The sequence below is a fragment of the Streptomyces sp. NPDC002868 genome (assembly GCF_055563295.1).
The window spans coordinates 1-1,619 of sequence record NZ_JBVHDR010000087.1 but is presented as its reverse complement, the minus strand read 5'-3'; the positions used below and the strand labels follow the sequence as shown (position 1 = coordinate 1,619).

Annotated in this window: 1 protein-coding gene; it reads left to right on the top strand. The window is 68.9% G+C overall.

The features are described from left to right. The first annotated feature begins 55 nt into the window (after window positions 1-55). Entirely contained in the window at window positions 56-1,582 is a 1,527-nt protein-coding gene (locus ACZ3H8_RS40810) for an ISL3 family transposase (protein ID WP_467410443.1), read from the top strand. The last annotated feature ends 37 nt before the right edge of the window (window positions 1,583-1,619 follow it).

Sequence of the window (1,619 nt, the reverse complement as noted above, 5' to 3'; positions counted from 1 at the left end):
GGCCCTGTCTCACATTCGGTGGTAACGCAGGGTGAAGGGGCGTCGTTGACATGGAGTGCGTGATGTCAATGAGCTTGTAGATGTGGTGTTTTCGGGGCTGTCGCCGCTGGTCGTCGAGGACGTGGCCGACGAGGGAGTGCGGATTCTGGTGCGGGCGCGGACGTCGGAGGAGCTGGTGCCGTGTCCGGGCTGTGGGGCGTTGTCCGGGCGTGTGCACGGCTATCACCTGCGGACAGTGGCGGATGTGTCGGTGGACGGCCGGCGTGTGGTGGTCCGGGTGCGGGTGAGGCGCCTGGTGTGTCCCACACCCGGCTGCCGCCACACCTTCCGTGAACAAGTGCCCGGGGTGCTGGAGCGGTACCAGCGGCGCACTGCGCGTCTGACGAGGCAGGTCAAGGCGGTGGTGAAGGAGTTAGCGGGTCGGGCGGGGGCGCGTCTGCTGGCGGTACTGGCGGTGCGCGTGTCGCGTCACACCGCTCTGCGTGCCCTGCTGCGCGTCCCGCTGCCCAGACCGAGGGTGCCCCGCGTGATCGGTGTCGATGACTTCGCTCTGCGCCGGCGTCACCGCTATGCCACCGTGCTGATCGATGCCGAGACCCACGAGCGGATCGACGTGCTGCCCGACCGTAAGGCCGACACCTTGGAGGAGTGGCTGCGCGCCCATCCGGGCGTCGAGATCGTGTGCCGCGACGGCTCCGCGACCTATGCCGAGGCGATCCGCCGCGCTCTGCCCCAAGCGACGCAGGTCAGCGATCGGTGGCATCTGTGGCACGGCCTGGCCCGGGCAGTCGAGAAGGCAGTGGCGGCGCACAGCGGCTGCTGGGCGAAAGCCGGACCGAAACGGCGAGAACTCACCCGCGAGCGCACCACCCTCCAACGCTGGCATGCCGTCCACGACCTGCTCGACAACGGCGTGGGACTGCTGGACTGCGCCCGTCGGCTGAGCCTGTCGCTGAACACCGTCAAGCGGTACGCCCGCGTGGCCGAGCCCGACCGGCTGCGCCGCCCGCCCCAGTACCGCGCCTGCCTCGTCGACCCCTACCGCAACCATCTGCACCGACGCCGCACCGAGGAGCCTGGCGTGCCCGTCAAGCACCTCTTCGAGGAAATCCGGGAACTCGGCTACTCCGGCAGCCTCAACCTTCTCCACAAGTACCTCAACCAGGGCCGCCACGAGGGCGACCGGATCATGCCCTCACCACGTCGCCTCACCTCCTGGATCATGACCCGACCCGAGAACCTGCCCGACAAGCGCCGCGCTCACCTCGGCGAACTCCTCGCCGCCTGCCCCGAGATGACCGCCCTGGCCCGACTCGTGCGCGAATTCGCGCAGCTCCTGACCGAGCGCCGCGGCCCGGAACTCGACTCCTGGACGAAGGACGTACGCGAGGCATCCCTGCCCGAGCTGGCCCCGTTTCTCAACGGCCTCGACCAGGACCACGACGCCGTCGCCGCCGGGCTCACCCTCCCCTACAGCAATGGACCCACCGAGGGTGTGAACACGAAGACCAAGCTGATCGCCAGGCAGATGTACGGCAGAGCGGGCTTCACCCTCCTCCGCCACCGCATCCTCCTCGGATAGCCCCACACTGCGTTACCACCGAATGTGAGACAGGGCC